Source organism: Cohnella sp. GCM10027633, assembly GCF_042675445.1.
Classification (GTDB): Bacteria; Bacillota; Bacilli; order Paenibacillales; family Paenibacillaceae; genus Cohnella.
The window spans coordinates 291,778-316,053 of sequence record NZ_JBHTGV010000003.1 but is presented as its reverse complement, the minus strand read 5'-3'; the positions used below and the strand labels follow the sequence as shown (position 1 = coordinate 316,053).

The 24,276-nt window shown below is 55.9% G+C and carries 28 protein-coding genes and 1 pseudogene; 28 read left to right on the top strand and 1 reads right to left on the bottom strand.

Translation table 11 applies throughout. The features are described 5' to 3' along the window. The first annotated feature begins 46 nt into the window (after positions 1-46). The 24 genes and pseudogenes from ACFQZG_RS10650 (at position 47) to ACFQZG_RS10535 (ending at position 20,840) form a co-directional block, all read left to right on the top strand. The gene (locus tag ACFQZG_RS10650; protein WP_378152192.1) at positions 47-631 is read left to right on the top strand and encodes a hypothetical protein; all 585 of its coding nucleotides are present in this window, start codon (positions 47-49) and stop codon (positions 629-631) included. A gap of 85 nt (positions 632-716) precedes the next feature. Continuing rightward, positions 717-1,163 (top strand): hypothetical protein, encoded by a 447-nt coding sequence (locus tag ACFQZG_RS10645; RefSeq protein ID WP_378152190.1) that lies wholly within the window; start codon positions 717-719, stop codon positions 1,161-1,163. Position 1,164: 1 nt separating this feature from the next. Further along, the gene (locus tag ACFQZG_RS10640; protein WP_378152188.1) at positions 1,165-1,545 is read left to right on the top strand and encodes a hypothetical protein; all 381 of its coding nucleotides are present in this window, start codon (positions 1,165-1,167) and stop codon (positions 1,543-1,545) included. Between the two features lie 3 nt (positions 1,546-1,548). Continuing rightward, positions 1,549-1,986, top strand: coding sequence for a hypothetical protein (locus tag ACFQZG_RS10635; RefSeq protein WP_378152186.1), 438 nt, complete (start codon positions 1,549-1,551; stop codon positions 1,984-1,986). 15 nt (positions 1,987-2,001) lie between these two features. Beyond that, the gene (locus ACFQZG_RS10630; RefSeq protein WP_378152184.1) at positions 2,002-2,451 is read left to right on the top strand and encodes a hypothetical protein; all 450 of its coding nucleotides are present in this window, start codon (positions 2,002-2,004) and stop codon (positions 2,449-2,451) included. A 7-nt stretch (positions 2,452-2,458) separates the two neighbouring features. Continuing rightward, entirely contained in the window at positions 2,459-3,442 is a 984-nt protein-coding gene (locus ACFQZG_RS10625; RefSeq protein WP_378152182.1) for a hypothetical protein, read from the top strand. Between the two features lie 31 nt (positions 3,443-3,473). After that, the gene (locus tag ACFQZG_RS10620) at positions 3,474-4,433 is read left to right on the top strand and encodes a M23 family metallopeptidase (RefSeq protein WP_378152180.1); all 960 of its coding nucleotides are present in this window, start codon (positions 3,474-3,476) and stop codon (positions 4,431-4,433) included. Positions 4,434-4,452: 19 nt separating this feature from the next. Then, on the top strand, positions 4,453-5,091 hold the full coding sequence (locus tag ACFQZG_RS10615) for a hypothetical protein (RefSeq protein WP_378152178.1): 639 nt from the start codon (positions 4,453-4,455) through the stop codon (positions 5,089-5,091). A gap of 22 nt (positions 5,092-5,113) precedes the next feature. Further along, positions 5,114-5,377, top strand: a complete 264-nt coding sequence (locus tag ACFQZG_RS10610) for a hypothetical protein (RefSeq protein ID WP_378152176.1) — start codon at positions 5,114-5,116, stop codon at positions 5,375-5,377. Beyond that, on the top strand, positions 5,367-5,750 hold the full coding sequence (locus tag ACFQZG_RS10605) for a hypothetical protein (protein WP_378152174.1): 384 nt from the start codon (positions 5,367-5,369) through the stop codon (positions 5,748-5,750). The genes ACFQZG_RS10610 and ACFQZG_RS10605 overlap by 11 nt, the downstream gene beginning before the upstream one ends. A gap of 36 nt (positions 5,751-5,786) precedes the next feature. Further along, positions 5,787-6,245, top strand: coding sequence for a hypothetical protein (locus ACFQZG_RS10600; protein ID WP_378152173.1), 459 nt, complete (start codon positions 5,787-5,789; stop codon positions 6,243-6,245). 20 nt (positions 6,246-6,265) lie between these two features. After that, positions 6,266-10,876 carry a type VII secretion protein EssC gene (essC, locus tag ACFQZG_RS10595; protein ID WP_378152171.1) on the top strand — a complete coding sequence of 1,537 codons (4,611 nt, stop codon included), beginning with the start codon at positions 6,266-6,268 and terminating at the stop codon, positions 10,874-10,876. Further along, the gene (locus ACFQZG_RS10590; RefSeq protein ID WP_378152169.1) at positions 10,869-11,120 is read left to right on the top strand and encodes a ubiquitin family protein; all 252 of its coding nucleotides are present in this window, start codon (positions 10,869-10,871) and stop codon (positions 11,118-11,120) included. The genes essC and ACFQZG_RS10590 overlap by 8 nt, the downstream gene beginning before the upstream one ends. A 26-nt stretch (positions 11,121-11,146) precedes the next feature. Next, positions 11,147-11,449, top strand: a complete 303-nt coding sequence (locus tag ACFQZG_RS10585; protein ID WP_378152167.1) for a WXG100 family type VII secretion target — start codon at positions 11,147-11,149, stop codon at positions 11,447-11,449. Between the two features lie 39 nt (positions 11,450-11,488). Then, the gene (locus tag ACFQZG_RS10580; RefSeq protein ID WP_378152165.1) at positions 11,489-11,791 is read left to right on the top strand and encodes a pore-forming ESAT-6 family protein; all 303 of its coding nucleotides are present in this window, start codon (positions 11,489-11,491) and stop codon (positions 11,789-11,791) included. Positions 11,792-11,869: 78 nt separating this feature from the next. Beyond that, positions 11,870-12,214: a hypothetical protein gene (locus ACFQZG_RS10575; protein WP_378152163.1), complete on the top strand. Its 345-nt coding sequence runs from the start codon at positions 11,870-11,872 to the stop codon at positions 12,212-12,214. A gap of 68 nt (positions 12,215-12,282) precedes the next feature. Further along, a pseudogene (locus tag ACFQZG_RS10570) lies at positions 12,283-12,912 on the top strand (serine/threonine protein kinase); the annotation flags it as partial. 255 nt (positions 12,913-13,167) lie between these two features. Next, the gene (locus ACFQZG_RS10565) at positions 13,168-13,962 is read left to right on the top strand and encodes a vWA domain-containing protein (RefSeq protein WP_378152562.1); all 795 of its coding nucleotides are present in this window, start codon (positions 13,168-13,170) and stop codon (positions 13,960-13,962) included. Positions 13,963-13,964: 2 nt separating this feature from the next. After that, a complete protein-coding gene (locus ACFQZG_RS10560; protein ID WP_378152161.1) occupies positions 13,965-14,804 on the top strand; it encodes a protein phosphatase 2C domain-containing protein in 840 nt (279 codons plus the stop codon). Continuing rightward, positions 14,801-16,576, top strand: coding sequence for a serine/threonine-protein kinase (locus tag ACFQZG_RS10555; RefSeq protein ID WP_378152159.1), 1,776 nt, complete (start codon positions 14,801-14,803; stop codon positions 16,574-16,576). Before ACFQZG_RS10560 ends, ACFQZG_RS10555 begins: the two co-directional genes overlap by 4 nt. Further along, positions 16,573-18,495 carry a hypothetical protein gene (locus tag ACFQZG_RS10550; RefSeq protein ID WP_378152157.1) on the top strand — a complete coding sequence of 641 codons (1,923 nt, stop codon included), beginning with the start codon at positions 16,573-16,575 and terminating at the stop codon, positions 18,493-18,495. Before ACFQZG_RS10555 ends, ACFQZG_RS10550 begins: the two co-directional genes overlap by 4 nt. Positions 18,496-18,512: 17 nt before the next feature. Continuing rightward, entirely contained in the window at positions 18,513-18,806 is a 294-nt protein-coding gene (locus ACFQZG_RS10545; protein WP_378152155.1) for a hypothetical protein, read from the top strand. 38 nt (positions 18,807-18,844) lie between these two features. Beyond that, the gene (locus ACFQZG_RS10540; RefSeq protein WP_378152153.1) at positions 18,845-19,609 is read left to right on the top strand and encodes an enhanced serine sensitivity protein SseB C-terminal domain-containing protein; all 765 of its coding nucleotides are present in this window, start codon (positions 18,845-18,847) and stop codon (positions 19,607-19,609) included. Positions 19,610-19,631: 22 nt separating this feature from the next. Further along, positions 19,632-20,840: a TNT domain-containing protein gene (locus ACFQZG_RS10535; protein WP_378152151.1), complete on the top strand. Its 1,209-nt coding sequence runs from the start codon at positions 19,632-19,634 to the stop codon at positions 20,838-20,840. A gap of 1,236 nt (positions 20,841-22,076) precedes the next feature. On the opposite strand, the gene ACFQZG_RS10530 is transcribed toward ACFQZG_RS10535, so the two are convergent. Further along, positions 22,077-22,274 (bottom strand): helix-turn-helix domain-containing protein, encoded by a 198-nt coding sequence (locus ACFQZG_RS10530; protein WP_378152149.1) that lies wholly within the window; start codon positions 22,272-22,274, stop codon positions 22,077-22,079. A 69-nt stretch (positions 22,275-22,343) separates the two neighbouring features. Between ACFQZG_RS10530 and ACFQZG_RS10525 the strand changes: the two genes are divergently transcribed. The 4 genes from ACFQZG_RS10525 to ACFQZG_RS10510 all read left to right on the top strand — a co-directional run bounded on the left by ACFQZG_RS10525 (position 22,344) and on the right by ACFQZG_RS10510 (position 24,243). Beyond that, positions 22,344-22,568 carry an Imm74 family immunity protein gene (locus tag ACFQZG_RS10525; protein ID WP_378152147.1) on the top strand — a complete coding sequence of 75 codons (225 nt, stop codon included), beginning with the start codon at positions 22,344-22,346 and terminating at the stop codon, positions 22,566-22,568. Between the two features lie 339 nt (positions 22,569-22,907). After that, positions 22,908-23,462 (top strand): hypothetical protein, encoded by a 555-nt coding sequence (locus ACFQZG_RS10520; RefSeq protein ID WP_378152145.1) that lies wholly within the window; start codon positions 22,908-22,910, stop codon positions 23,460-23,462. Positions 23,463-23,507: 45 nt separating this feature from the next. Next, the gene (locus ACFQZG_RS10515) at positions 23,508-23,894 is read left to right on the top strand and encodes a hypothetical protein (protein WP_378152143.1); all 387 of its coding nucleotides are present in this window, start codon (positions 23,508-23,510) and stop codon (positions 23,892-23,894) included. 88 nt (positions 23,895-23,982) lie between these two features. After that, positions 23,983-24,243, top strand: a complete 261-nt coding sequence (locus tag ACFQZG_RS10510) for an Imm59 family immunity protein (RefSeq protein ID WP_378152141.1) — start codon at positions 23,983-23,985, stop codon at positions 24,241-24,243. Positions 24,244-24,276: the final 33 nt, after the last annotated feature.

Genomic DNA, 24,276 nt, shown 5'->3' with positions numbered 1-24,276 from the left:
ATATTGTCTGCAGTCTATTACATTCAAAACGGGGAGTGAGTAAGCAATGGAAGGCGAACTCGGATCAGGCGCGCGAATAGCGATCGCCCTCATCGTCATCGGCGTTATCATTTCGATTATTTTCGTTATCTTGGGCTTTACGCGGGGAACGACGAACCAGGGGATCTCGACGGTATCCGTCTCGATGGACTCGATGTCCCTGGCAAGGTTCGACGACTATGACCAGAAGCTCATCTCGGGCACGCAGGTCGTATCGGCAGTGAAACTGTTCGAAGGACAACCGGTTGCTTCCGTCGTAAGAACGCTGGCTACTTTGGACATCTCCGCTACGGACACGAGCAGTACCAATCAGGGTAACAACTACGGAGCGTTATTGGAAGGTTCGACTAAAACAGGTACGCATGACTACTATGACACAGCCGCAATTGTGCGTAACGCAACTCAAGCCAATGATTCTCATTACACATTGAATCTCAATACGTCATCCGGAATCAAGTACAACATGATCTACACCCCGATGACGGATTCCGGTACGGACACGTTCGTACGCCCGACGGCGAAGTTCCTGGCCGAGCTGATCAAGGACACGACGGGCCAGATCGTAGGCGTCTGCTTCACCCAACAACTTTAATACGTGCTGTTAAGGCCCGCGAGCTGCTTCGCCGCGGCTCGTAGGCACTGCTAGAGTACGGAATTAACGGAAAGGAGAGGGTCCCGTGAACGAATGGTCGGCCACGATCTGGGCGAGCTTGAGCGCGATGGCCGCGGCGATCGTCATCTCTCTCATCGTGCTGCTAGGCTCGATGGCCCGGGAGAGCGCGAGCGTCCTGCATGAGCAGGATACCGCCGTCGCGATCTTGAAGGAGCACCGCAAGTACAGTCCGTACGACGACGCCAGCGGCTTGTACGCGCAGGATCTCGTCTCCGTCATCGCGGAGACGGGCGGGTATCCGGCCATCCGGGTGTACACGGGATTACCTGCTCCCGACCAGGTCTGGTCGTGGGAACGGCAGGCCGGAGCCGGCATTACGCCCGATCCGTTCTCCGTATCGACGCTGACCGAGAAGTTCGACGTATTCCCCGATTCGGCAAGATTCTCGTCGGCCCTCGTTCGAGAAGCGAACGGCGGAATCGGGACAATCGAGTTCAGGAGGCAGCCGTGACATGGACAACGAAGTCAGCACCAGCGTCATGGGCACCGTGCATCTCGTCGTCGTTGCCGTCATTGCCGCCATACTCGTCGTCTTCAGCGTGATGTCGCAGGATTTCGGCAGACGATCGGTGAACGATATCGCCCAATCGCAGGAAGCGTCATACTCGCAAGAGCTCAGAGACGTCGCCGGTTACGGCGCGGTACCGGTGCCGACGCTGTACGCGTTATTGCTGAAAAGCGCGAGCGCCGCGATCGTCGCGGACGTCGTCGTGTACGGAGTGAGCGTGAGGGAAACAGAGGATCTTGCCGATCCGAGGCTGCTCGGCAAGAAAGTCAGAATCGAGCTAACGCCCGAGGCGGATCGATTCGAGGTCGAGATCAAGGAGGCATGACGGATGGAAGAAGCGGAAAGCTCGTTCGATCTCATCACGGTCATTCTCGTGCTCGCGTTATTCCTGCCGATCGGAATTCCGTTCATCGTTCCTTACCTGAAAGGCGACGTCGGCGGATTCGACGTGCAGCTCGAGAAGACGGCGCGAGTTACGGCAAGCGAGCTTCGATCGGAAGACGAGAACGCAACTCAGAGATACGACTCCGGAGACGCACTGCTCATGTTGGTCATTGCGGACGAGAACGTTCCGCAGCCGCGCAAGGTCCGGATCGACGCGAACGGCACGCCGGTCGAAATCGAGCTGGACGAAGATTTCTTCGCGAACAGGGAGTATTGGCTGAATCAGGCGTGGACGGCCATGCCCCTGAACGCGGACGTCGATATGCGGCTGCATGCGGGACCGGACGGCATGCGATATTGGAACTTCGGCTTCGCGCCGTGAGAGGAGCTCTAAGCCTTGACCGATCTGATCAATAAAATACTCGGCGTTCTTCTCGCCTTCGCGCTGCTGATCGGAGGACCTCTCGTCATCAACACGATGAGCGACGATCTCACGATGAACCGCAGCGTGTTGAACGAGATGACGAACTTCATCGACAAGATCACGGATAAAGGAACGCTCTCCGAGCAGGACTTGGCCGACTTCTACATGGGCATCTCTTCCTATGGAGTCTCGATGGACGCGACGATCAAGCGTTACATGAAGGTCGTCAACCCGGACGGAGCCGGCGGCACTTATGCGTCTTACATCTATAGCGACGATACATCGGCATGGAACGCGGGCGACATTCTCCAAGTTACCGTCCGCGCCATCGACTATACGGGAGCGCAGCGGCTTCAGAATCGTATTTTGCGCATGACCCCGTCCAAATTCGATCAGACGCTAGCCGGCATGATCAGGAAGTAGGTGCGAGATGAGCCGTTTTTTCTCCTTGGTCAACTTGGCTTCGCTGTTATTCTTCGCGGCGTTGATCGCCGGATACATGATCTACGCGCAGAAGGAGAAGGACGAGATCGAGCGATTGAAGCTATCCTACGCGATCGATTACTCGACGGACGCGGGCATTCGGGCCATGCTGCTCGAGACGAACGATCTCGGCCTGGATTACGCCTACGAGGACAAGTTCACGCTGGATCCGGACATCGCGCTTGACGCGTTCCTCGACGTGTTCGCCTTCAATTACGACGTGCCTCCGACGGAGGAGCATAAGCGCTTGATCGCGGAATACATCCCGGTCGCGGCGGTCGCGACCTACGACGGCTATTACCTGGCGGAGCATCGCGTGACGGGCAACCGGCCGGGGGTATACGCGGGAGCGGGACAACCGGACGACGCGGATTGGGAGCTGTCGTTCGGAATGAAGCTTCCTTACGCCTACGAGAACGGGACGACGAAATACGCGCTCAATATGGGCATGGCGGACACGGTTGCCTTCGACGGATCGTCGTTGTCCAAGCTGGACGGCTTGCCCCCGACTCCGTCGGGAGCGGCCATGAAGCGGGAGGAAGCGTTCCGGATCATTAACGATGCGGTGTCGAACCACATGGGGCTTGCCATCGAGAAGCTGAACGAAGCCAACTATTCGTGGAGCAACCGCTTCTTCGTTCCGAGCCGGCTCACGGATCGCGTGGGCGTCAACTCGATCGAAGGTCCGAGCTTCCTCGTGCTCGTGCAGAATCTGCAATACTTCTCTACCGCGGGCAAGCTAAGCGGCTTCAGCGTAGCGGGATCGAGCGTCTCGGCCGCGCGGCATGTCGCCGGGTATACGAAAGGCGGTCAACGCTACTATGCGTTCGCGGACAAGCTGCCGGCCTCCGTCGTACCCGAAGCGCTGTTCGAGACGATGGACGAAGCGGCGGAAGCGGGTTACCGGTTCGATGTCGCGTATATGCGATAGACGAACGAACATCCGGAAGGGAGGGAAGTCGATGCGCGCATTCATCAAGCTTGCGTCCGTGTTAACGGCGCTGGCGTTTCCTGCGGCGGTCGCGCATGCGGAGGATGCCTCGGTACTGCTGCGAATGTATGGCGCCACGGTTCTTGATCCAGCCGCGGAGGAAGAGAGGCTCCATCGGCTGGAGGAGCAATACGAATGGGACGTTCGGGACGTTAGCGGCAGAACGATGTTCGATACCGCGAAGGCGCTGGAACGCGCGTACGATCATGATCGGCTGGCGGAAGCCGACCGGATCATCTACGCGTTATCCGATCGTCTGGACGCGCTCAAAGCCGAGATGGTCCGCGAGTCGGGAGCGGAGATCGGAACGATCATGCGGCTTGATGCCGAATACCGGGATACGGCGAGCCTTCTCCTCCGGAACCGGGAGGATCGGAAGGCGATCGCGAGCGAAGCGCCGCCGATACCGGTTCGGGACGCGGAGTTAGCCGGCGACAAGCGTAACCTCGACGACTTGCTACGCGACGTGGAGCGCCAACGGGAACGGGTGAAGACCGCGGCCGAATACGCCGAGCTGGGCGACGTTGCCGGCTTCCGTTCCCCGCTCGCGATTCCGGTACGGATTACGTCCCCCTTCGGAGAGAGGCTGGATCCGGTGACGAGAGACGAGATCACGTTCCACGCCGGTCTCGATATGGAAGCGCCGATCGGCACGCAGGTACTCTCCGCGTTCCATGGGACGATCGCGAAGACGGGCGAGAGCGAGGAATTGGGCTTGTACGTATGGGTCGATCACGGCAACGGCATTAGAACGGTATACGGGCATCTATCTTCCGTGTCGGCGGTCGAAGGTCAAGCCGTGAGGCAATACGAACCGATCGCGCTGTCCGGCAACACGGGTAACCGCACGACGGGCGAGCATTTGCATTTTGCCGTGGCCGTGCACGGTACGGCGGTCGATCCGGCGGCGTTCGTCAAGGAGTCAAGATGATGGAGGAGGCGAATCGCCCGTGATCGTCGCGTCGAAAGAACGTTACTTGCCAACGATGGTCAACACGATCGTATTGGCGCAAGGCGAGTGGTATTACTACATGCACAGGGACGTATACGATCAAGCCGTCGTGCTGACCGATCGATACGATGGCTACGAATCGCTGGCGGAAGCGATCGGATGCGCGCGCGGGGATAACGGCGGCGCCGCCAAATGGTTCTACGATGCCGCGCCGAAGCCGCTTCGCGTGCTGGCTCCTTTCCTGAATCTGGTCGACGGCCCGTTGGAGGAAGACGTCGAGCTATGCTGCGGAGTGCTTCATGTCGTTACGGCGATGATCAACGTCAAGGGATTTCCCGGCAAGCCGCCGGAAGTCCGCAAGAGCGTCGCGTTCTCCCTGACGATCCGCGAAGAGTACGAGTGGGCGTGGGAGCGGTTCTTCCAATCGGCCATCCCTTACGACAGTCGACATACGGCGTTCGGTGCCGGCTTGGCGGAATCCTTGCCGACTCGGCCGGTCGTCGCCGTGACCGACACGGTTCCTTTGTTCCCGTCTTACGCGGCGTTCGAGGAGGATGCGCGTGGGAAGCCGGAATCGGCGCCCAAGAAGGCTTCCACCCAGGAAGAGAGAAGCGCGACGCGCAGCTTGTTGATCTGATCCGAGAGGAGCGATGGAACTCATGGAACAAAGCGGCGGAGAACAACTCGTCAGACGTTCGCTGGACGCGATCGGCGAACAATTGCAGGCGTTGCTGGCCGGCGCGGCGCGGCTTCGCGCGATATACGGAGAAGCCGCGATCGCGAGCGATCTGACGTTCGTCAAAATATTGGAGGATCAATACCGCAAGCTGTACGAGGATCTCGGCGCGTTGACCGCGGAAGTCGGCAAAGCGCAAGCCGGGTTCCTCGAGGTGGAGAAGGAGGCGGTCGCGCATGGGCGGTAAATCGATGCTGCTCGATCCGAAGCTGCTCGAGAAGCTATTCCAGGAGAGCCGAAGCTTCGAACGCGTCGCGGGCGAATGTCTGAACGCGATCCATGCCGAGCTATCGAAGCTGAACGATCTCGCGCTCATTCGGACGCTTCCCGGCGAGCGCGGGGAACAGGCAAGATCGACGATCGTAGGCGTAACCGAAGCGGCGGGTCTGCTCAAGCAGGACCTCGACGAGACGAAGAGCTTCGTCGATCGCAAGCTTGCCGGAGCGGCGAACAGCTTCGGCCATGCCGCCGCGACTCCGGGACGCGGGACGCAGCAGCCGGAGACGGGCTTCGCGGGATCCGTCCTTCGGCAGGCGGCGCTCTCTTCGCTTCGCAAATAAACGAGAGATGATTCGCGAAGGAGGCGGGCGCGACAGGTGATTCTATCAACGATTCTATTCTCCGTATCCGCCTTCGGGCTCCTATGGATCTACTTCTTCATGAAACGCAGGGAGCTGCGCGGAGTCGTCCGCGGAGACATCCCGATGCCGGACGAGTTATACCGGTTTCTCGAATACGCGGACGACGGTTATATGCTGGCTCACGAGACGAATCACATCGAGCACTTCAGTCCGTACGCCTCTCCCGCCGTCTGTCATGACGTATTGGAACGGATGCGCCAATATTCGCCGAAGCTGTTCGGAACGCCTTCGCACAGAATCCGTACTTGGCGCGTCGACAAAGCCGGCGAAGGCTATTACTTGATCGGCAAGCACATCGCGCATCGCGCCGTTTCGGCCGGTTACGGCGTGCGTATCGCGCTCGGCGACGTGATGGAAGAGACATGGCGGGTATCCGTCATCCCCGGCGGCTATCGCGTCGAAGACGTCAAATAAAGTGGAGGTTCGACCGACCGATGCAGCTCTCATTGCTCCAAGATAACGAATTATCGTCGTGCGTGCTTCCCGAGAAGCGCAAAGGGCAGTTCTGGATCACTCATCGCAACGATTACGGCAAGGAAGAACGGCTTATCGGCATCGAAGGCGTCGACGGCCGATGGATCATGAAGTCGAACAGAAACGCGCAGATCGTCGGACCGGACCGCACTCCGATCAAAGAGGTCGCGATCGATGCGCCGAGCTTCTATACGCTGTCGCTCTCGAAGGGACAGCGAACGGCCATGCTGTACGCGGAGCCGGTGTCGGAAGACCGTCGGAGGTTCCGCAAGGTGAAGCTGCCCGCGCACGGAAGCGTGTCGATCGGCCGGGCGGAATCCAGCGATATCCGTTATGCCAGCGCTCACGTATCGTCCAGGCACGCGGAGCTATCGATCGTTCGCGAAGAAGTCTCGATCGAGGATTCCGGAAGCGCGAACGGCCTGTTCGTGAACGGCGAGAGGGTGCGCCGGCGTACGCTGAAGCCCGGAGACGTCGTCTACGTTCTCGGCTTGAAGCTCGTATTGGGCAAGGATTTCATCGCGATCAACAATCCGGACGGTCTCGTAACCGTACGAACGGATCTGCTTCCGCCGTACGGGAAACATCCGGCGTCCGCCGAAGAGGAAGACGACGATCCGGAGGAGTGGACGGGACATTCGTTCTTCCGTTCTCCGCGGTTCAAGCGGGACATCCGTCCCGCGGAGATCAGAATCGATCCGCCGCCGGCCATGGGCAATCACGAGCCGACGCCGCTCATGCTCATGCTAGGGCCGTCGATTACGATGGGCATGTCCGCCGCGTTCGTGGCGATGATTACCGTCCAGAACTCGATGAATGCCACGGGAGGTATTCGCAACGCGCTTCCGTCGCTCGTCATGTCTTCGAGCATGCTAGTAGGCGCCTTCCTGTGGCCGCTGCTGTCGAGGAAGCACGAGAGCAAGAAACGGGATGACAAGGAACGGTTACGCCAATCGAAATACGCCGCGTATTTGAAAGACGTCGGACGCGAAATCGCGGGAGAGTGCGCGAAGCAAAGCGAGATTCTGCGAGAGAACCACGTCGGCGTCGACGATTGCGTCCTTCGCATCCGGATGCGGCAACGAAACTTGTGGGAGAGGGTGCGCGGGCAGAACGACTTCCTGAACGTCAGGCTCGGCATCGGCACGCTTCCGCTTCGGGCGGATATCGATTATCCGGACAAGTCGTTCGCGCTCGAAGACGATAATCTGCGTGAGGAGCTTTACAGGCTTGCGGAAACGCCCAAGCTTCTCGAGCAGGTTCCGATTACGCTATCTCTCGATAACGACTGGATCAGCGGCGCCATCGGCAACCGGAGCAGCGTCGCGGACATGGTCAAAGGCATTCTATGGCAACTGACGGCGCTGCACAGCTACGACGAGCTCAAGCTCGTCTTCCTCTACGACAAGAGCGAGGAAGAGACGTGGAGCTACGTCAAGTGGCTGCCGCACGCGTGGTCCGCGGATTCGGGCTCGAGATACTTGGCGACGGACCCGAGCGAAGCGAAGGCGCTATCGGCCGCGATGGAGAAAGTGCTAGCCGCGAGAGAAGAACGGAATTCGGCCGAACCGGGCGATGCAGGACCTCATTACGTCGTATTCGCGATGAACAAGGAATTGGCCTCGAAGGCGGACTTCCTGCAGCGGATCTACAAGTCGAAGACGAGCTTGGGGTTCAGCGTCTTCCATCTCTACGACGAATTGAAGCATCTGCCCAAGGAGTGCTCGATGGTCGTCGAGTTCGGCGGCACCGCCACGATCTACGATAAGGACGACACGACGGGCGAGCATATCGCGTTCCAGCCCGATTTTTACCTGAAACAAGACGATCACGAGCTGGCCGCATGCCTCGCGAACACGATGCTCGACTCGTCCGCTTCCACGTTCGCTCTCCCGGCGATGATGACGTTCCTGGAGATGTTCGGGGTCGGGAAGATCGAACACTTGAACGTCATGACGCGTTGGAAGGAGAACGATCCGACGTTGTCGCTCGAGGCGCCGATCGGAGTAGGCACGAACGGAGAGCTGTTCAAGCTGGATTTGCACGAGAAGTTCCACGGACCTCACGGCTTGATCGCCGGGATGACGGGCTCCGGCAAGTCCGAATTCATCATGACGTTCATTCTGTCGCTGGCCGTCAGCTATCACCCGAACGAGGTCGCCTTCATTCTCATCGACTACAAGGGCGGCGGCATGGCGAATGCGTTCGAACGGCTGCCTCATCTGGCCGGGACGATCACGAACTTGGACGGCGCGGCCGTGAAGCGTTCGCTCGTCTCCATCCAGAGCGAGCTGAAGCGCAGGCAGGCGATATTCGGGGAGACGGGCAAGAAGGTCGGCGCCAGCAACATCGACATCTATAAGTACCAGAAGCTGTTCCGCGAAGGCCGGGTGCAAGAACCGCTGCAGCATCTGTTCATTATCTCGGACGAGTTCGCCGAATTGAAGTCGCAGCAGCCGGAGTTCATGGAGCAGCTCGTCAGCGCGGCGCGAATCGGGCGGAGTCTCGGCGTGCATCTCATTCTGGCGACGCAGAAGCCGTCGGGCGTCGTGGACGATCAGATCTGGAGTAACAGCAAGTTCAGAATCTGTCTGAAGGTGCAGGAGAAGGCGGACAGCATGGACGTAATCAAGCGGCCGGACGCGGCGGAGCTGTCGGTTACCGGGCGTTATTACGTACAGGTAGGCTTCAACGAGCTGTTCGAGCTCGGACAGTCGGCGTGGGGAGGAGCTCCCTACGAGCCGGCCGATCGGATCGCGAAGAACCGAGACGACAGCGTCTCGATCATCGACAATCTGGGGCGCGTCGTGAAGCAGGCGAAGCCGGACAGACGCAGCAGGGCGATCGCGAATCCGCCCAAGCAGATCGACGAGATCAACAAGTACTTGGCGCAGATCGCGGACGAAGAGAACATCCGCGTCCGCAAGCTGTGGCTGGAGCCGATTCCCGCGATCATCGTCCTGGACGAGGTGCGGAGGAAGCATGGCGTCTCCGGCGCCGGAGGCTCGTGGCTCGAACCGGTCATCGGAGCGTACGACGATCCGGAGAACCAGAGACAGGCGCCGCTCGTCTTCCCGATCTCGCGAGACGGGAACGCGATCGTGTACGGCTCCGCGGGCAACGGCAAGACGACGTTCCTGACGACGCTGCTCTATTCGTTGATCAGCGGACATACGCCGGCGGAAGTGAACTTGTACGTGCTGGACTTCGGGGCCGAGACGCTTCGCGCGTTCGCCAAGGCTCCGCACGTGGGCGACGTTCTGCTCGCGGACGACGGAGAGAAGATCGCGAACCTGTTCAAGATGCTGGCGAAGGAAGTCGACAGCCGGAAGAAGCGGTTCGCGGACTATGGAGGCGATTTCCATTCGTTCTCGAAGTCGTCGGGGCAATCGGTGCCGTCGATCGTCGTGGCGATCCACAATTACTCCGCTTTCGCGGAAACCTATGAATCGCTGGAAGAGACGTTCGCCTACTTGACGAGAGAAGGCGTCAAGTTCGGCATCACCTTCGTCTTGACGGCGTCGGCTTCGAACGCGGTCCGTTACCGGCTGCTGCAGAACTTCAAGCTAACGTACGTGCTGCAGATGAACGACAAATCGGATTATGCGGGATTGCTAGGCAGAGTGGACGGCATCGTGCCTTCGAAGTTCAAAGGCAGGGGCATCTTCAAGTCCGATCAGGCTTACGAATTCCAGATCGCCCATATCGTGCCGGACGCGGAGAGAACGTTCGAGCATGTCCGCGCGATGGCCGATCGGTCGGCCCAGGAATGGACGCAGGCGCCAGCGGCGAAAATTCCGGTGCTGCCGGAACGCGTCGATCCCGAATTTTTCGCGGACGAGCTGCGGCGCGTCGGACCTCGCGGCTTACCGATCGGCATCGAGAAGAGCAGTCTCGCGACGTCCTACCTCGGCCTGGCGGATGCTTATATTCATCTGGCGCTCTCGCAGCGGAACGATAGTTCCGCCTTCCTGCAGGGCTTCGCGGAAGCGGCGCAGGCCGCGTTAAGCGCTGGCGAGACCGTCGTCTTGGATCCGGCCGGGCTGTTCGTCGACGCGGAGCGAGCGGGATATCGGTATTGCAAAGACAAGCCGAAGACGGAAGAGCAGGTCGTTCGCTTGTTCATGGAGCTCGTCGCGAGACACAACGCGTTCAAGGACGCCTCGGACGAAGGTCTCGAACCGCCGCGTTACGAACCGATCGCATGCTTCGTCAGCTCGCTGTCCGGGTTAACGTCGGCGCTGTCCGAAGACGCGCAAGACAAGCTGAAGGTCATGCTGGAGAAGGGACAAGCTTCGTACGGCGTGACGTTCATCTTGGCGGAAGCCGTATCCGCTCTGTCTTCGATCTCCTACGAGCCATGGTTCAAGAAACACGTATCGATCGCGGACGGGATCTGGATCGGAGACGGGATATCGGACCAATACCAAATCAAGCTGTCGAATTCTTCGAGCGAATTGCACAAGGAGATCGGAGACGAGTTCGGCTACCGGATCGTCAAAGGCAAGGCAACGCTCATGAAGCTGTTGAGATCCCGTACCGCCGAGCTGGAGGTCGCCGCGCATGGATAGAATCTTGGTCGAAGTGTACGTCCCCGCCTTAGGCAGGACGTTCGACGCCTACATCCCCGCGGCCAGCAAGCTGCGGGAAGTAGAGTCGTTATTGGCAGGAGCCTTGTCGGAGCTGTCCGACGGGGCCTTCGTGCCCGCCCCGGATACGTCGCTCTGCGAACGCAAGTCCGGATCGGCGCTCGATATTAACCGATCAGCCGTAGAGTTGGGCCTCATGAACGGCACCAGGCTGATGTTAATATAAATTACTTATCGAAGGGAGCTAGCGGCATGGCAAAGAAGATCGTAGTGGATCCGGCGAAGCTGGAATCGGCAGCCGGCAAGATGGAAGAGCAATCGAGGGAATACGAGCAATTGTACAGTCAGCTCTTCAACGCCGTCGACGGACTGGGCTCCGCTTGGAAGGGCAAGGACAACGTGGCGTTCTGCGAACGCATCAGGGAATTCAAGCCGGACATGGACACCATGAAGAAAAACATGGATCTCTACGCCGACTTCCTGAAGAAAAGCGCGAAGCAGTATCAGACGACGCAGGATACCATCGAAGCGAACGCCAAAAAGTTGGCCAACTAGCCCGCGGGGCTTCATTAACGATCATGGGGAGGAAATGGAATGGCAGCTATCGGAATCGATATTACGTTGGATCAATTGACGCAAACCGCCACGAATATCAACAAGCTGAACGAGCAACTGACCGATCGTCTCGAATTCATCCGCAAAGAGATGAAGGACCTGTCCAACAGCTGGCAGAGCGAGGCGGCGGAAGAGCTGCGCAAAGACTTCGAATCTTACGTTCCGAAGTTCGAGGAGTACCGGAAAGTCGTGGAGTCGTACGCGACGTTCCTGACGGAAACGGCGCGTCTCTACGATGAGACGGAGACGCAATTGAAGTCCAACGCCAATCTGTTCAAGTAACGGGAAGACCGGTCTCCGGCGATGGCGGCATGCGCCTAAGCCGGAGATTCGGCATGCCCGGACCGGGAGGGAATGCGCATGGGAATCAGCGTCAGCTCCGCTCAATCGCAAGCGAACAGCTTACGCGCGCAAGCGACGGCGATTCGCGACTTGGCGAACAGCCTGCACAACGAGAAGGGCGATCTGAACGTCGCCTGGCAAGCGAGCGAGATGAAGTACGTGAACATGGCGATCGAGCGCATCGTCATCGAGCTGCGCGACCTGGGGACCGAGATCGATTCGATCGCCGGGGACGTCGTAAGCGTCGCATACGAGATCAAGGCGGAAGAAGACCGCGCGAGGGAAGAAGAGGAACGCAGGGCGCGCGAAGCGCGGGAAGCGGAGGAGCGCGCGAAGGCGGCTTCGAAGGCTTACGGGCGTTAGCATGACCTGACATGACGGCATGACTGGCATGACTGGTATGAAAATTGACGAATGGGACGGGTGATGACGTGCTGCAACCGGGAGATTCGCTAGGAGATCGTTATCGGATCGAGTCGCTGCTGGCGAAGGGCGGGATGGGGGCCGTATACTTGGCAATCGACGAGAAGCTAGGGGCCAAGCCGGTCGCCATTAAGAGGATAACGATGTCCGATACGCGGACGTTCATAGAGGAAGCCCGTATTCTGTCGGCGCTTAATCACCCGAACATTCCGAAGATAACGGATTATTACGAGCCGGACGAGGCGGGAGCTTGCTATCTCGTCATGGATTACGTGCGCGGCTCGACGCTTCAGCAACGATTCGACAACGAAGGCCGCCGTCTTGCGTTAACGGCGGTATTGACATATGCAAGCCAATTATGCGACATCCTCGCGTATTTGCACGGCCAACCGACGCCGATCGTCTTCAGGGATCTGAAGCCTTCGAACTTGATGATCGACGAGCACGATCGCGTGCAATTGATCGACTTCGGCATCGCGAGACGTTACGGGGACGCCAAGTTGACCGATACGACCCAGATGGGCACGATCGCGTTCGCGGCGCCGGAGCAATTCGATAATCGGCAGACCGATGCGAGAACCGATATATACGGCCTTGGATCCTTGCTCTTCTATTTATTGTCCGGAGGTAACTACGTCTATCAGAACCGGGAGCCGATCGCAGCAGCGCTGCCCGGCGTACCGGGGGGCATCGCGAAGGCGATAGAGCGGATGCTCGAACCCGAGCCGGAGAAACGTTATCGGAACGCGGCGGAGGCGAAGGAAGCATTAAGCTTGACGGCCCTCGTCCAGTCTTCCGACGTTCGGGAGGCTTCCTCCTACGACCGGACGGTGAGCTTGAACGGGGCGTCTTGGTTGAACGCGCCGACCGAAGTCACGCCTGTACCGTCCGTAATGGCGACTGCCCATCTCGGCGCGCTATCGTTGGGCGCGAATGCTACGCATACGGCGAAGGCGACGCAATCTCAGCCGGCGCTCATTATCTACCTGCTAGACGCGAGCGGATCCATGGATCTGATGCTTGGAGGGAAGCGGAGGATCGACGTCGTCTCCGAATCGCTGCACGTCGCTCTTCGGCAGATGGTGTTCCGGTCGACGAAGGGAAGCCGGATCGCGTCCCGCTACCGCGTCGCGATCATCGCGTACAGCGACGATACGAGGGATCTGCTAGGCGGACCGAAGAACATCGACGAGATCATGAGCGCCGGCATGCTGCCGTCGCTGGGCACGTTCCGGTTCACGGATACCGCGCAAGCGTTCCTTCACGCGGAGCGCCTGTTGAAGGACGAACTGCCTCGCATCCAGGACGGTCCGGCGCCGCTCGTCTGCCATATGACGGACGGCGTCTACACCGGCGAAGACCCGGAGCCCATCGCGCGACGCATCATGGGCATGAGCGTTCGGGACGGCAACGTGCTGATCGAGAATATCTTCATCTCGGACGATCTTCTCGCGCAGCCGATCGACCAACCGAAACGGTGGCCCGGCGTGCGGGAGGACACGGCGTTCCGGGACGACTACGGACATAAGCTGAAGCGCATGTCGTCCGTTATCCCGGAGAGCTACCGGAGCATGATCCGCGAATCGCAGTACAATCTGTCCGCCGGCTCGCTGCTGATGTTCCCGGGCACGACGCCGGACCTGGTGTCGCTCGGCTTTCAGATGTCCGCGGCGACGCCGATTCACTGACGATGGATACGAGAATCGGATTGCCGCAGGACGCGGAGACGAAGCCGAGGACGATCGAGTGCGGAGAATGGACGTACCGTTACGGCTATATCCGGTCCAGCGATTGCAGATCGTCGGGCGATACCGGCCAAGATTACTTGGCGTTCGCGGACAAGGGCGGCTCTCTTGCCTTCGCCTTATGCGACGGGGTCAGCATGTCCTATTACGGCGACATCGCCGCGAAGTTCGTCGGAGAGAAGCTGCTGGACTGGCTGTCCCGCGAAGAAGACGCTCTCGCGGACCGTATGGATGCCATAAGAGATTCCTTGGAGCGAACGCTGCAAGACATGGCAATAGAAGGTAGGGAGCTGGTCGCGCGGCATCGGTTGCCGGCCGCTCTACCCGAGATGCTGCGTGACGTGCTTGAATCGAAAAAAAAGCGAGGCAGCGCGACCGTGTTCGCGTGCGGGCGTCTCGATCCACCTTGCGAACGGTTCCCGGGGGGAAGGTTGCTGCTTGCTTGGATGGGCGACGTGCGCATCCGAGCGTGGGGGAAGCGAGGCGAGCTGACGTTCCGCGACCCGGGAACGATCGATACCCGGCATCAATGGAACAGCTCGGCCGGACCGACCGGAGGCGGCCCTTGGATACACAGGGAGGAAGGATTGGGCGATGCCGGGCGATACGGCGAGCTGCTCGTCTACACGGACGGTCTAGCCGCGCTGGACGAGTTCGGCAGCATCGACACGCAGACGCTGGACCACGTCGTCGACCGGGAAGCGCGCAACCCCTCCGGCGACGATCTTAGCTTCATGCACGTACGCTGGGCTTTTAATCTGGAACGAGGAGCAGGATCGGCATGAGCTTTCAACCCGAAGCGGGTACGCCAATCGCGATCGGCGGCAACGCGTACGTAATCGGAGCACATCCGAACGCGCCCAGCTTGCCGTACGGCCAAGAAGGCCGGCAAGGAACCGTGTATTTGCTAGAGAGCGAGCACGGACGGAAGAAGAAGGCAATGAAAGTATTTCGCGGATCGTTCGTCAATCCGTCGCTCGCGCACCATTCCCGGCAAATCGCCAAGTTCTCGGACGTCTCGGGATTGTCCGCGTGCGAACGCGTAATCGTGACGCCGCAGAGCGATGCCGATACGCTTCACCGGGAGCCTGATCTGCTATATGCGGTCGTCATGCCATGGATCGAAGGGCCGACCTGGATGGACGTCATGCTGAACAAGCGGGCGCTCGCGCGCAAGCAAGCGTTCTCCGCCGCGTTCGCGTTCGTGCAAGCGCTCGTAGGCATGGAACAGCGCGGACTGGCGCACTGCGACTTATCGGGTCCGAACGTGATGCTGCCGATGCTCGGCGAGCGTTCCATGGGCGTCAAGCCGGTCGATTACGTGCAATTGATCGATCTGGAGCAGCTGTATGCTTCCCATCTCGAGCGGCCGGAGCATATTCCCGTAGGCTCTCCGGGCTACGCGCCGATTCACTTGACGGCAAGCCAGTCATGGAGCAGCCTCTCGGACCGCTTCGCGGGGGCGGTGCTGATCGCCGAGATGCTCTCCTCGTGCTTCGACGCGTTCTACGCGGAAGCGTGGGGTGAAAGCTACTTCGCTCCGGAGGAGCTGCAACGCAATGGAGAACGCATCGCCGCGATGGTCGAACGGCTTCGGCGAGAGTGGGGCGACGGAATCGCCGCGTTGCTGCTGCGCGCATGGGAGAGCACGGAGCTCGGCGCATGTCCGACGTTCGGCGAATGGAGCATCGCGCTGTCCAAGAGCGAGCATCTCGCGGCGCCGACGCCCGTGCCGGTTCGTTCGCCCGATTCTATGGTTGCGCCGCAGGAACATGCTGCTCTCGCTACCCCAGGCTCCGCGGCTTCTGCCGGTAAGGAAGATCGCATTCGAAGAGCGAAGCAATACGAGGATAAGGGAAAGTTCAAGGAAGCGCTGGAGCAGTACCGCGCGGCGAAACGGGAAGGTCTGCATCCGAGCATCTCCCGCGAGATCGACATCGCGATCGCGGAACTTGAAGCGAAGGCCGGGGCAAGCCAAGAGAAACACCGCGAGCAAGTGGCGAAGCTGGGAAGAGCGGCGAAGAAGGGCATCTTGACGGCGACGATCGTCGCCGCCGTCGGCGCGGCGGGTTATTTCGGTTACGTCAAGTTAAAGGATGTCGACTTCGGGGGAGGGGAGAGAGCGGCATCGACGACGCCGGAGCAGTACGAGTCGAAGATCGACGGATTGAAGGCGCAGCTCGCGGAGAAGGACACGAGGATCGCGCAGCTGGAGAAGCGATCCGAAGAGCTGGGCAAGCCGATGGACGAGAAAAGCGAGACGATGCGCGCGAAGCTGTCCGAAGCTTACGAGAACGTGTTGACCGCGGCGTCCGCGGTAGAGAAGGACGTTACCGCGGCGCCGAGCCGCACGTTCAAGGCATCCGAAGCGTATATGAACGCGCTATACGCTTCGCTGGCATCCTCCTACAACCTGGACGAATATTTCGCGGAGCAAACGAAGCTAGTAGCGGCGTACTACTACCCCTATCTCTATAACGAGAATCGGAACGCGCAGTTGAACGTCAAATTTTACGAAGATTATAAGTCTCGATTCGAGGGGGGCGGCGCGGAATGATATTCGGAGCCTCGATCGGACCGTTCCTTAAGAAAGCGCTCGGTGACCGGGCGTTCCAGACCAGCGTCGCCAAAATCGCCGAAACGCTGCAACTGCCCCCGGAACAATCGAACATGGATGCGGTCGTGCTCGGTCCGAAGGACGCGCGCGGCGCCGGGGCGGCCGGATTGCTCGAAGCGCTCGGCAGCAAGCCCGAATCTATCGCCGTCCTCTACGTCTATCAACACGACAAAGAAGCGGATTATGTGCAAGCCGGCAACGTGACGAAGCTTCATGTTCCCGTATTGTCGCCCGCCGCGATCGGCGAAGCGGTGGCGCGCGAGATCGACCTGTCCAAGATCGGAAGCGACGACCGGACGCTCGAATCGACGGACGCGAAGTTCGGCGATCGGAATTGGCTCGATCGCCCCGCCATTGCGGAGACGGCGGCGAGCGCGGAAGCGTCCGTACCGGAGACCGCGGTTCAACCCGCGGAACGGGAGCTGCCGAAGTCGTTGGCGGATCGGTTGCTCGAGCTCGGCAAGTTCGCCGACTACGCTTTTTTCAGAGAAGCGTTGGAGCAAGACAACGTATTGAAGGACCTGTACGAGCAGAACGCGCAGTATGCTGCCGTTATCCGCATGCTGGACGCCCTGGATGCGGACATCGAGCGCGTGTTCTTGGACGGGACGCTGTCGGTCGAGGAACGCTTCGAGCGAGTGAAGGGCATCGGCATCGAACGGGCGACGTATGCCGGGTTGGAGCACTCCCTCATCGCCGACAAGGTGATCTCGCTCATGGACGCGATCGTCGTATCCGTCGAAGCGACGGTCGACTCGCGAATCGAGCGTATCCGGCAGGCGCTCGGAGCCGTGACCGACGCGAAGCTGCTTCACGAGGATTTCGAGCTGCTGCAGAAGCGGGTGGACGCGAGGATCGCCATTCAGGCGGATCTGATGGACATGTCCAGAGAGATTATCGAGCTCTACAAGGCGATGGATCAGACCGTCGGCGACTGGGTCGATCGGATGGAAGCTTCGCATGCTTCGGGGAACGCGTTCGTGAACGAGGCGCTGAAGGAGGCGAAGCCGTACTTCGTTCCGCAGAACATCGCCGCCGTTACAAGCCGGCTGATCGGGGACTTGCAACGCAAGCGCGTAACGATGTCGATCGTGGAAGAGAAGATCAGGAAGCTGATCGAGCTCGTGTTCCGGCTGTGCGAAGAGGACGCGTCGATCATCGATCATCAGCAACGGTTGATTAGGCTGCTGCGAGCGCAGCGAATCGAAGACGTCGTCGTCGTGGACAATCTGATCAAGCATTCGCTGCGAATTTTCGTCGGGCCTTCGGAATCCGGCAGAACGGCGACGGCGTTGATGTGGGCGGGGATGATGTCCAGAAGGCATAATTCGCTGTTGATCGATCTGACCGGTCAATCCAAGGCGCGTCAGTACGGGGTGGAATCGGTTTCTCTGGACGAGTTTCTTACGAACCGAATCGAACGCTCCTTCGTATGCGCGGAAGGAACGATTGCCGCGAACGAAGAAGCTGTTGCTCAGCTCGTGATCGAGCTAAAACGGCGGCTGCACTATTACCCTTACGCGACGATATTGCTGGATACCGAACAACTGGAGCTGCTGAATCTGTTGGCGAAGTCGGCGCTGACCGTGCACTTCGTGTCCGATTGCTCGCCGCGAAGCACGGAGCGGCTCCGGAAGACGATCGAAGCGTTCGAGGAGACGAACGTCGCGACCAAGGTCGTCTTGATCGATCCGCCTCTCGATCCGTTCCGGCATATGGCGGATATGGCTGTCGATCCGTTGCGAGCGAAGCTCGTCCTTTTGCCCAGGATCAATGAGTTACGGGTATGCGCGCTTCAGCACAAGAAACCGTACGAACAGAACGAAATCTCGGCTATCTTCGAGGAAGCCTTTCGATAGCCGGAAGGAGCGCGCAGGTGTCGGAAATCGCAATCGAATTGGATGACGTGGCAAGGAAAAGCAAGGAGCTGTACAAGCTGTTCCGGAAGCTGGACGTGATGAAGCACGAGCTATCGTCGGTCGGTTCGCGAATAGATGCGGGCATCGCCTCTCGCCGAAGCATAGATTGGAGGCTTAGAGACAATCGGGCCAAGCTCAGGATGCTGGAAATCCGGCTATCCGAATTGGAGCAGTTCATGCGCGAGTCCATGGAGAAGTATCGGGAGACGGACTCGGAAGCGCGAGACGGGAATAGATGGATTCAAGTCTAGCGGAATCGACCCTATCGAATACAGAGGAGTTGTTGGCGATGACGATCGCTCAATCGGACCGAATGGATGCGCTTCTATCTGCCGCGATCGAGGACCCGGCGCAACGGTATGCTTTTTACGAGTCGCTGTTGGAACTGGAGCTCGTGGTTATTGGCACGGTAGCGGATGAAGCTACCTTGCATCTGAAGTACATCGAGATGGACGGCGAACGGGTTCTCCCTGTCTATACGAGTTGGAGCAAGTACGATTCGGTCTATGCGTCGCGCTACCCCTATGTCAAGATTCCGGCGCGCATGCTGCTCGATATGGTGGAGTTGTCCGATGCATGGGTTCTGAACCCGGGGTTCGAGCCTTGCAAACGACTCGTTCCCGAAGAGCTGCGATCGCTCCAAGACGGAACGATCCTCGATTATTACTGGGAACAGCTGAGTCCGCAAGAGATGAGAACCAGGCTGGAAGAACAGACGACGGCGATATCCGATCAATCGCTGCAGACGCTTACGCGGTGCCTGCAAGCGTTCCCTTCCATTCGGGCGGCTTACCTCGCGCGCGTCTATAAGCCTTCCGACCCTGACAAGCCATATCCGTTGGTCGGTCTCGAGATGGATGCCGAGGACCGGGAAGCGGCTCGCCTGCGGATCAAGGTGATCTATGAAACGGTCCGGCAGCAGCTTCGGCTTGAACCCGCCATCGAGTTTATGCTGCTCGACGACGCGATCTCGATGTCCCGGTCTATGAAAGAACGTCTTCAACCTTTCTATACGAGATCGCCAGTTGAAGATATAAGATCGTTGTTCCACTAGCCATGGGAGGGAGGTTACCGACTTGTCGCAGATTAGAATCGACGTGAACGGCGTGCAGACCGAACACCGAAGCTTCAAGCGCGCTTATCGTAAGATCAAGGACGAGGAACAGCAATTATCGTCGTCGCGGCAACGGATCGACGGACGCATCTCAGCGCGAAGAAGCATAGACTCGCGGATGGGCCGAGCGGGTTCGAGACTAATGGGGGTAGAAAATCAGCTCGAAGCGTTGTATGATTTTATCGAACATGGATTGCAGTCTTACATACAAGCGGACGACAAAGCCAAGGAGCATCCCTTCGAGAAAAAGAAGAAAAAGTCGATCTGGGACAAGATCGGCGACGGCCTACAGGCAGCGGCGCATGGCGTAACCGGGTTCATGGAAGGCACCGCGGAGGCGGTGATCGGTACCGTCGAAGGACTATGGACGATGGTTACCCATCCGATCGAGACGGTGCAGGGGCTCGTCTATGTCGTGAAGCATCCGCTGCAGACGGCGCAAGGGATATGGAAGGCGGTATCCGATTCCTGGACGAACGAAGTCGTGAACGGAGACGCGGATAGCCGCGGCAGATGGTTCGGACGGATGATCGGCGAAGTCGCGCTATCGGTCGTCGGGACCAAGGGCGTCGATAAGGTCGCGAAGCTGGCGAAAGGAACGAGGATCGTCAGAGAGGGCGGAGGCGTACGGATCGTACGCTTGGACACTCCGGAGAGAGTGCAGGGACAGCCGGATCTTCCTAAGCCGCCGAAGCCGGAAGGGGATACACTGACTAAAGGATCTACAAAAGAACGAAAGCCTTCTAAATGGATAAATGATGTAGAGGGTGCGGCTAATCTTGGGAAAGATGAACTAGTCGTTGCTGATAAATCTTTCCTAAACTCCCAAGGAAGAATTGATTGGGATGCACATGCGCCAAACGGAGGTTATGTAACTGGTACTAGGGTTGACGGGGCAAGACTAGAAGAGGGCACATTAATTGATAGGTACGGTAATGAGAGAGGTAGCTACACTTCACCATTAGGAACAGGCTACGGAGAAAGAGCATTGCCGTATGTCGAAAATTCAAACGCTTATCATCAATACAAAGTTGTTAAACCTATTGATGATGTTAGTATGGGTGAAATAGCCCCTGCATTCAAACAATCAGGTGGGGGAATTCAGTATGAACTGCCGAATTCAATAGAATATCTAAAAAGTAAAGGATACTTGGAGGACTATATTAAATGAACAGAGATTCCTTAAAAGCAATTCTTATAAAGAATAATGTGCCAAGTTATTATTACAATCTTTATGGAGTAGGAGAAACTGACCAACGAGTATGTCTTGAATTTGACAACGGGAATTGGATTGTCTTTTATAGTGAACGAGGTAAAACTTTCGACCTTAAACAGTTTTCTACAGAGGACGATGCATGTCAGGATGTTCTAAATAGATTATCTTAATATCTCGACCTTGATTGGCTTCATGCCAGTCAAAGTTTCCTTTTTTTAGGTGGGAGCTGTGGGGGCTACCCAGTGTCGAATGATCCCAGCATTCAACCAATAACACATCTAATCCATGTAATACCCGTATAAAGATTTCTCGAACTCTCTGTACGCACGTCAATGCTTTAATTTTTTACCTTAAATAACGCTATGCCGATACATCAAACAGGTCGATTATGGTCAGATACCACCACGATTGACCTGTTTTTTGTTAGCTTCGTTTTCTGCGGTTTTTTTCAAAATTCATCGCAACTGAACAATACCCTATCTCGATATAGACACTGAGAAGGCAACCTAAGAAAAGTCATCGAAACTAATCGGAGGGATAGACCGACAACTATACTGTCAGGACTTAATTGAACATTCTATAACGGGAAGGTCATGTGTTAATGGCTAGCCACCTGCCCTCTAATTAAGCCCGAAATTCATCAAAAAGTTCGGGAGGGGGAAAGAGGATTTCAATATCGCATCAGAATCAATACGGGAGAACACTTCCTGCATATCTCCTACAAGCTGATATTCGCTCCGAGAACACATAAGAATACGCTGAGGATTGAAGCCTACCCGAAATCCCTAGTCTACTTCCGTCAATGGCTCGAACAAATCCGAGACTATGCAAAGCAGGTGTTGTTCGTGCGATGCGATGTTGCTTATAACATCCCTGCTCCTATTCAAGAAGTTTTCACAATGTCTAAGACGGTGCGAAGGTTAAGACTGTTAAAAAGCACTCGTTATTACAATGGGAAGCATCAGAGCCAGGAGGACGGTTATTGTCTGACATACGACAAGAAGCGGGAATTAATGGAGAGAAGGCGGCAGACCATCAAGGGGAGCGGACTAGGATGGAGATTGTTTATGCACCAAAGGAAAAGTTGCCGCTCGCTACTTTGGTTCAGCACCCGCCACAGTTTAACAGCAAGTATCTATGTGCGGTTCTGACAGACTCATCCCAGTTTACTACTAAGGTCGAGCTGTTCGTTCAGGAGATTTCAGCAAGGAATGATGCTAAATTCACTCTATCAACCTCATTGGAGCATAGATGGCTAATCGTATTGGGGCGCAAGTCTGTAAGCCTAGCCAATTCACGCTGAGACATGTATTTCTCGGCAAGAATTTCTTTTAATCGAACAACGACATGCAACTTTGAAGAATAGATAGTTTGAAAAATGATGAGCATAAAATCTGTATCTATTATTGATTCAGACGGTCATAAGAACAAAATATATGAAAGGGAGTGAATATTTTGGTGAAAATTACGGGAACAAGGTCATACATCGATGTTGTAATTGATGAAAAGGAAATAAGAATCTTTGGCGAAATGATCGTTGGTGGGTTTGTGGCCTATAAAGATTCTATAAAGGTATGGGATAAACCAACTGGAGAAACTATTGATGAAGATACTAAAAATGATATTATTCGGAAAGTGACTGAGAAAACAAAAAACTCACACATGGTTATTGTTTTTGAATAAAAGGGAATATGTTAGTGAAATCAATTAAAATGAAAGCCGCTTACTCAATATAATTAAAACCATAATACTTTTTAGAACAGATTCACAGGTTCAGTACGGTTAAACTTTGCCGCAGCGGATCTGTGTTTTCATGTTTAATAGTAACCGAAAATAATCATATTGTCTTGCTAACTAGATTAACGAATCGACGTTTTGAGGACTAAGTCTAGGATAATGTAGGAAACCCACTTATAATGGAGATATTTGGTGCATTGTGGAAATCTCTCGAATCATTCTGTAATCGCTTGTGTACCTGAGGATAGTTGTTACCGTAAATAAGCCTGGATTGAGGTGACAAGAATGAGTTTTGAAGAATTCAACTGGGATAGTAAAGCACAATGCGTGTCTTGGCTTTTTGAAGGTATTTTAATAAGTTCGAAGTATCAAGATGCTTATCTTGCCTCTGTAGATATTGTGAATCAGCATGTAATTGTTGAGGCGGGTAAAAACTACTCACAAGATCAAGTTTACTTTTTGACTACATCAGGTGAGCAAATTTTTAAACTCGATAAAATAAACAACATTGTTCTTTGGAAATTACAAAATCAATCAGTAGAGCTAAGCTGTAATAATATTTTGAACGGAAAATTCTACGTACAACATAGGATATGCATCGTTATATCGATTGAGAATGACAGTGAAGTCTTAAAAGGATTCGCACTTGATGGAACTTTATTATTTATTAATCATCCTCCGAAAGGGTTTAAGTTAATATACTTATCAACTTATAATGGCCAACCTTCAGTTGTATGTGATGCAGATGAAGTGAATAGTGATCAATTTGGAAGGAACAGGTGGCACTTGATTATTAATAAGATAACTGGCGCTTTGGTAAAAGCGGATTTAGCTTATTGATGAAGTGGTCCGAAAAGCTGAAAATCTGAGTAGGAGTGTGTTGGTATGATAAGAAGAGGAGAATATGCGGTTTATAACAAGAAAGTATACTCAGTAGGGAAAAAGAGCGATGACTGGGTGAACTTAATTAGCCATGATCCGAATGACTTATTTGATGGATTTAATTCGCACCCATTAGATAGTACTGTATTTGTAAAGAAAGTAAAAACTCAAGATTTAGATCAAATATATTTTATCGAGACTTCTGCGGTGTACCAAGGCGTCCAACTTAGTGTTGGGGATGTGAAAGACGAGAAGGTTTTACTAGGCACAAGTGAATTGAAACTAGTCGAACACTTAGATTTTGATAAGACTGATAAATATTATTACGAAAAATGGGTCGATATCAATGATGTTCAATTTATTGAAGAAAAGAAATCAGCTGTTTTATAGGTCATAAACATTCGGGGTAGGAATCGCACAGATCGAGGTTGGATAATGTGCGGACTCTGGTCGACAATATTATAGGGGGGGAGCCCACATGACAAGAAATGAAGCGATAGAGATTGTGAAAGGTGAACAGTTGAAACATTATAATTGGTACGAAGAACATGATATAAATTCAAATGAAGTTGGCATTAAGGAACAAGTAAACAAATGGTTTGTATATAGTTCGGATGAGAAAGCAAATCTAATTACTGAGAATGAATTCCATTCTGAAAGCGAAGCGCTAGAGAACTTTATCAAACGATTGAGAGCAATGAATAAATTAATTGATTGGACAAATGATGTCTCAAGTTAGTTTTTTGAGTGGGCTACCAAATCAAATTTCAGA

Excerpts from the sequence above, each read along its gene's own strand:
- ACFQZG_RS10620 (WP_378152180.1), top strand. The coding sequence starts at position 3,474 with ATGCGCGCATTCATCAAGCTTGCGTCCGTGTTAACGGCGCTGGCGTTT.
- ACFQZG_RS10610 (WP_378152176.1), top strand. The coding sequence starts at position 5,114 with ATGGAACAAAGCGGCGGAGAACAACTCGTCAGACGTTCGCTGGACGCG.
- ACFQZG_RS10635 (WP_378152186.1), top strand. The coding sequence starts at position 1,549 with ATGGAAGAAGCGGAAAGCTCGTTCGATCTCATCACGGTCATTCTCGTG.
- essC (WP_378152171.1), top strand. The coding sequence starts at position 6,266 with ATGCAGCTCTCATTGCTCCAAGATAACGAATTATCGTCGTGCGTGCTT.
- ACFQZG_RS10565 (WP_378152562.1), top strand. The coding sequence starts at position 13,168 with ATGGCGACTGCCCATCTCGGCGCGCTATCGTTGGGCGCGAATGCTACG.
- ACFQZG_RS10555 (WP_378152159.1), top strand. The coding sequence starts at position 14,801 with ATGAGCTTTCAACCCGAAGCGGGTACGCCAATCGCGATCGGCGGCAAC.
- ACFQZG_RS10510 (WP_378152141.1), top strand. The coding sequence starts at position 23,983 with ATGACAAGAAATGAAGCGATAGAGATTGTGAAAGGTGAACAGTTGAAA.
- ACFQZG_RS10605 (WP_378152174.1), top strand. The coding sequence starts at position 5,367 with ATGGGCGGTAAATCGATGCTGCTCGATCCGAAGCTGCTCGAGAAGCTA.
- ACFQZG_RS10640 (WP_378152188.1), top strand. The coding sequence starts at position 1,165 with ATGGACAACGAAGTCAGCACCAGCGTCATGGGCACCGTGCATCTCGTC.
- ACFQZG_RS10625 (WP_378152182.1), top strand. The coding sequence starts at position 2,459 with ATGAGCCGTTTTTTCTCCTTGGTCAACTTGGCTTCGCTGTTATTCTTC.
- ACFQZG_RS10560 (WP_378152161.1), top strand. The coding sequence starts at position 13,965 with ATGGATACGAGAATCGGATTGCCGCAGGACGCGGAGACGAAGCCGAGG.
- ACFQZG_RS10575 (WP_378152163.1), top strand. The coding sequence starts at position 11,870 with ATGGGAATCAGCGTCAGCTCCGCTCAATCGCAAGCGAACAGCTTACGC.
- ACFQZG_RS10580 (WP_378152165.1), top strand. The coding sequence starts at position 11,489 with ATGGCAGCTATCGGAATCGATATTACGTTGGATCAATTGACGCAAACC.
- ACFQZG_RS10550 (WP_378152157.1), top strand. The coding sequence starts at position 16,573 with ATGATATTCGGAGCCTCGATCGGACCGTTCCTTAAGAAAGCGCTCGGT.
- ACFQZG_RS10585 (WP_378152167.1), top strand. The coding sequence starts at position 11,147 with ATGGCAAAGAAGATCGTAGTGGATCCGGCGAAGCTGGAATCGGCAGCC.
- ACFQZG_RS10650 (WP_378152192.1), top strand. The coding sequence starts at position 47 with ATGGAAGGCGAACTCGGATCAGGCGCGCGAATAGCGATCGCCCTCATC.
- ACFQZG_RS10590 (WP_378152169.1), top strand. The coding sequence starts at position 10,869 with ATGGATAGAATCTTGGTCGAAGTGTACGTCCCCGCCTTAGGCAGGACG.
- ACFQZG_RS10530 (WP_378152149.1), bottom strand. The coding sequence starts at position 22,274 with ATGCTCATCATTTTTCAAACTATCTATTCTTCAAAGTTGCATGTCGTT.
- ACFQZG_RS10540 (WP_378152153.1), top strand. The coding sequence starts at position 18,845 with ATGACGATCGCTCAATCGGACCGAATGGATGCGCTTCTATCTGCCGCG.
- ACFQZG_RS10520 (WP_378152145.1), top strand. The coding sequence starts at position 22,908 with ATGAGTTTTGAAGAATTCAACTGGGATAGTAAAGCACAATGCGTGTCT.
- ACFQZG_RS10515 (WP_378152143.1), top strand. The coding sequence starts at position 23,508 with ATGATAAGAAGAGGAGAATATGCGGTTTATAACAAGAAAGTATACTCA.